The following is a 4,872-nucleotide window of genomic DNA, read 5'->3' as shown; positions in this document are numbered from 1 at the left end:
TCCCCCGTCCGCGCGGCGGCGGGGGCGTCCGGGGGCCGGCGGCGCCGGAGCGACGCCCGTGCCCGTGTCCGCGGACCCGCGCGGCGGACCGCTTCGGGGCACGACGTAAGCTGAGCCGGTGCCGGTGATCGGCGCATCGGGCGGCACTGCCCCGGTCGGCCGAGCAGCGGAGCATCCGCGAGACACACCCGAAATAGGATGGTCTGCGTGGCAGGTGCCGCAGACACCGCGGACGGGAGGTCGCCGATGCCACCGACACCCCGCCGCCGTCGGTGTCCCCGGACACCGGCGCGCCGCGGACACCGGCGGGTGCCGCGGACGCGGTCGGGTGGGAGAAACGGAGAGGTGACGGCGATGGCTACGGGCGGCACATGGTGACCCCGCCCACGGAGGCGCGGGCGAGCGTCGTCCTCGACAAGGCCGCCCACGAGAACTTCCCCGTGGCACCCCGCTTCCTCCCCCGCGCCTGGCGGGACGACCTGATGGCCGTCTACGGCTGCGTCCGCCTCCTGGACGACATCGGCGACGGGGACCTCGCCCCCGGCGGCGCCGACGCCGCCGCGCTCGGGGTGGACCCCGACCGGGCCGACGACCGCCCCGCCCTGCTCGACGCCTTCGAGGCCGATCTGCGCCGCGCCTTCCGCGCCGCCGACGCCCCCGGGGCGGAGGGCCGTGAGAGACCCCGCCACCCCCTGCTGGGCGCCCTGGTGCCGACCGTGCGCCGCCACGCCCTGAGCCCCGAGCCGTTCCTCGCCCTCGTCGAGGCCAACCGGCGGGACCAGGAGGTCCGCCGGTACGGCACCTGGGAGGAACTGCTGGGCTACTGCGAACTGTCCGCGAACCCCGTCGGCCGCCTCGTGCTGGCCGTCACCGGCACCACCACCCCCGAGCGCGTCCGCCGCTCCGACGCCGTCTGCACCGCCCTGCAGATCACCGAACACCTCCAGGACGTCGCCGAGGACCTGGCGCTGCGCGACCGGATCTACCTTCCCGCCGAGGACCTGGACCGCTTCCGCGTCACCGAGGCCGACCTCGCCGCCCGCACCGCGAACGCGTCGGTGCGCGCCCTGGTGGCCTGGGAGGCGCGGCGTGCCCACGACCTGTTGAACGAAGGAGATCCGCTGGTGGCAAGCGTCCCCGGGGTGTTGAAAGTCCTCCTCGCCGGATTCGTCGGCGGCGGCCGGGCGGCCCTGCGCGCCATCCGGTCCGCCCGCTACGACGTCCTGTCCGCCACCCCCCGTCCCACCCGGACCGGTGTGCTGCGCGAGGCCGTCGCGACCCTGGGGAGGGCGTGGTGAGCCGGACCCTGGAACAGCCCGCGCCCCCCTCCCCGCAGGTCCTCGCGGCCTACCGCTACTGCGAGGCCGTCACCGAGGGCCAGGCCCGCAACTTCGCCTACGGAATCCGGCTGCTGCCCACGGCGCGGCGGCAGGCGATGTCCGCCCTGTACGCCTTCTCGCGGCGCGTGGACGACATCGGCGACGGCCCGCTGGAGCCGGCGGTCAAGCGGACCCGGCTGGAGGAGACCCGCGCGCTGCTCGACCGCGTCCGCGCCGGGGACGTGCCCGACGACGCCACCGACCCGGTCGCCGTCGCCCTGGCCGACGCCGCCCGCCGCTTCCCGATCCCGCTCGGTGGACTCGACGAGCTGATCGACGGCGTCCTGATGGACGTCCGCGGCCGGACGTACGAGACCTGGGAGGAGCTCAAGGAGTACTGCCGCTGCGTCGCCGGCGCCATCGGACGGCTCTCCCTCGGGGTCTTCGGCACCCTGCCGGGCGCCCGCGACGCCGAACGCGCCCCCCACTACGCCGACACCCTCGGCCTCGCCCTCCAGCTGACCAACATCCTCCGCGACGTGCGGGAGGACGCCGCGGAGGGCCGCACCTACCTGCCCCGCGCGGACCTGGCCGCGTTCGGCTGCGCCGGCGGCCTCCACCAGGACGTGCCGCCGCCCGGCGCCGACTTCGCCGGACTCGTCCGCTTCGAGGTGCGGCGCGCCCGCGCGCTGTTCGCCGAGGGACTGAAGCTGCTGCCCCTGCTCGACCGCCGCTCCGCCGCCTGCGTGTCGGCCATGGCCGGGATCTACCACCGCCTGCTGACCCGCATCGCCCGCGACCCCCACGCCGTGCTGCGCGGCAGGGTCTCCCTGCCGGCGCGCGAGAAGGCCTGGGTCGCCCTGCGCGGCCTGTCCGGACTGGACGCCCGCCGGGCCGCCCGCCGCACCCTCCCGGAGACCTCCCGGTGAGCGGCCTCCGAGCCCCCCGGCGACGGGACGACGCCCCCGACGCCCCCCGCGCCGTCGTCGTCGGCGGCGGACTGGCGGGCATCACCGCGGCGCTGCGCCTGGCCGACGCCGGAGTCGGCGTCACCCTGGTGGAGGCCAGACCGCGGCTCGGCGGGCTCGCCTTCTCCTTCCGCCGCACCGGCGGCGCCGGCGAGCTGACCGTCGACAACGGCCACCACGTGTACCTGCGCTGCTGCACCGCCTACCGCTGGCTCCTGGAGCGCATGGGCGCGAGCGCGCTCGCCCCCCTCCAGCGGCGCCTGGACGTCCCCGTGTTCGACGCCCGCCGCCGCCGGCTCGGCCGGCTGCGCCGCACGGGCCTGCCCGTGCCGCTGCACCTGGCGCCCGGCCTGGCCGCCTACCCTCATCTGAGCCCGATCGAGCGCCTCCTGGCCGGGCGGGCCGCGTTCGCCCTCAAGCGCCTGGGAACGGTCGACCCGGCCGACCCCGCCCTGGACGACGTGGACTTCGCGAGCTGGCTGCGCCGCCACGGCCAGTCGCCGCGCGCGGTGCGGGCGCTGTGGGACCTCGTCGGCGTCGCCACTCTCAACGCCCGCGCCCAGGACGTCTCGCTCGGACTGGCCGCGATGGTCTTCTCCACCGGTCTGCTCAGCGACCCCGGCGCCGCGGACATCGGCTGGTCCCGGGTCCCGCTGGGCCGGCTCCACGACGAGCTCGCCGGCGCCGTGCTGGAGAAGGCGGGCGTGCGCGTGGTCCGACAGGGCCGCGTCCGGACGCTGCGCGCGGAGCCGGACGGCACCTGGCGGGTCGCGGTGGAGACCGGGGCGCACCGCACGGGGGAGGCCGGCGAGACGCTGCCCGCCGACACGGTCGTCCTGGCCGTCCCCCACCAGGAGGCCCACCGGCTGCTGCCCGAGGGGGCGCTGCCCCACCCGGAGCGGCTGCTGCGGATCGGCACCGCGCCGATCCTGAACGTCCACGTGGTGTACGACCGCAGGGTGCTGCACCGTCCGTTCCTCGCCACGCTCGGCACCCCCGTGCAGTGGATCTTCGACCGCACCGAGGCGTCCGGGCTGCACGACCCCGCCGAGACGGAGCGGGAGGCGGGGAGGACGGGGCAGCGGAGCCAGTACCTGGTGGTGTCCCAGTCCGCCGCGCAGGACGAGATAGGACTGCCCGCCGCGACCCTGCGCGAGCGCTACCTCCCCGAACTGGCCCGCCTGCTGCCCGCCGCCCGCGGCGCGCGGGTGCGCGACTTCTTCGTCACCCGGGAGCGGGCCGCCACCTTCGCCCCCGCACCCGGAGTGGGGCGGCTGCGCCCCGCCGCGCGCACCGATGCGCCGGGAGTCTGGTTGGCCGGGGCATGGACCGCCACCGGCTGGCCCGCGACGATGGAAGGCGCCGTGCGCAGCGGCCTGACCGCGGCCCGGGAGGCGCTGGCAGCCCTCGGACGCCCGCACGACGACGTCTTCCCGGAGGCGGCGTGAGCACGACAACGAACCCAGAGGAGACCCCGTGACCCCGGCGATCCCGACGAACGCAGCCATCGACACCGCGAGTGTCATCGCGCTGCTGGAGCGCGGCCGCACGCTCGCCACGCCGATGCTGCGCGCCGCCGTGGCGCGGCTCGCCCCACCCATGGACACCGTCGCCGCCTACCACTTCGGCTGGATAGACGCCGAGGGCAACCCCGCCCACGGCGACGGCGGCAAGGCCGTGCGCCCGGCGCTGGCCCTGCTGTCGGCCGAGGCCGTGGGCGCCGAACCCGAGATCGGCGTCCCCGGCGCGGTGGCCGTCGAACTGGTCCACAACTTCTCCCTGCTCCACGACGACCTCATGGACGGCGACGAGCAGCGGCGCCACCGCGACACCGTGTGGAAGGTGCACGGTCCCGCGCAGGCCATCCTGGTCGGCGACGCCCTGTTCGCGCTGGCGAGCGAGGTGCTGCTGGAACTGGGCACCGCCGAGGCCGCGCGGGCCACCCGGCGCCTGACGCTGGCGACCCGCAGGCTCATCGACGGACAGGCGCAGGACATCTCCTACGAACACCGGGAGAGGGTCACCGTCGAGGAGTGCCTGGAGATGGAGGGCAACAAGACCGGCGCGCTGCTGGCCTGCTCCGCGTCCATCGGAGCGGTGCTGGGCGGCGCCGACGAGGCGACCGCCGACGCCCTGGAGGCGTACGGCCACCACCTGGGCCTGGCCTTCCAGGCCGTCGACGACCTGCTGGGCATCTGGGGCGACCCGGAGGCGACCGGCAAGAAGACCTGGAGCGACCTGCGGCAGCGCAAGAAGTCCCTGCCGGTCGTCGCCGCCCTCGCCGAGGACGGCCCGGCCGCGCGCCGGCTCGGGAGGCTGCTGGCCGAGGACGCCACCAAGAGCCAGCGGGAGTTCGAGGACTTCAGCGAGGAGGAGTTCGCGGTGCGGGCCGCGCTGATCGAGGAGGCCGGCGGCCGGGAGTGGACCTCCCGGGAGGCGCGCCGCCGGCACGCCACCGCCCTCCAGGCGCTGGAGGGCGTCGACATGCCCGGCAGCGTCCGGGAGCGGTTCGCGGCCCTGGCGGACTTCGTCGTCGTCCGCGAGGGGTGACCGTCGGCGAGGGCCGACCTCCTTTGGAACGTGGG

At 76.3% G+C, this 4,872-nt stretch carries 4 protein-coding genes; all 4 read left to right on the top strand.

Features of this window, described 5'->3' with window-relative positions; translation table 11 throughout:
* Positions 1-371: 371 nt before the first annotated feature.
* The 4 genes from hpnC to ABD335_RS01795 are packed head-to-tail and all read left to right on the top strand — an operon-like array spanning position 372 to position 4,837.
* Positions 372-1,298, top strand: a complete 927-nt coding sequence (gene hpnC / locus ABD335_RS01810; RefSeq protein ID WP_344320199.1) for a squalene synthase HpnC — start codon at positions 372-374, stop codon at positions 1,296-1,298.
* Positions 1,295-2,248, top strand: coding sequence for a presqualene diphosphate synthase HpnD (gene hpnD / locus ABD335_RS01805; protein ID WP_344320198.1), 954 nt, complete (start codon positions 1,295-1,297; stop codon positions 2,246-2,248). Before hpnC ends, hpnD begins: the two co-directional genes overlap by 4 nt.
* Positions 2,245-3,735: a hydroxysqualene dehydroxylase HpnE gene (gene hpnE, locus ABD335_RS01800; protein WP_344320197.1), complete on the top strand. Its 1,491-nt coding sequence runs from the start codon at positions 2,245-2,247 to the stop codon at positions 3,733-3,735. The genes hpnD and hpnE overlap by 4 nt, the downstream gene beginning before the upstream one ends.
* Before the next feature lie 28 nt (positions 3,736-3,763).
* Positions 3,764-4,837 (top strand): polyprenyl synthetase family protein, encoded by a 1,074-nt coding sequence (locus tag ABD335_RS01795; RefSeq protein ID WP_344320196.1) that lies wholly within the window; start codon positions 3,764-3,766, stop codon positions 4,835-4,837.
* The last annotated feature ends 35 nt before the right edge of the window (positions 4,838-4,872 follow it).

Source organism: Streptomyces macrosporus (genome assembly GCF_039533145.1).
Lineage (GTDB): Bacteria > Actinomycetota > Actinomycetes > Streptomycetales > Streptomycetaceae > Streptomyces > Streptomyces macrosporus.
Note: the sequence above shows the minus strand (reverse complement) of the source record. Positions and strands in the feature narration are given on the sequence as shown.

What these genes read in the sequence shown, in the direction of transcription:
- hpnC (WP_344320199.1), top strand. Translation starts at nt 372, where the DNA reads ATGGTGACCCCGCCCACGGAGGCGCGGGCGAGCGTCGTCCTCGACAAG.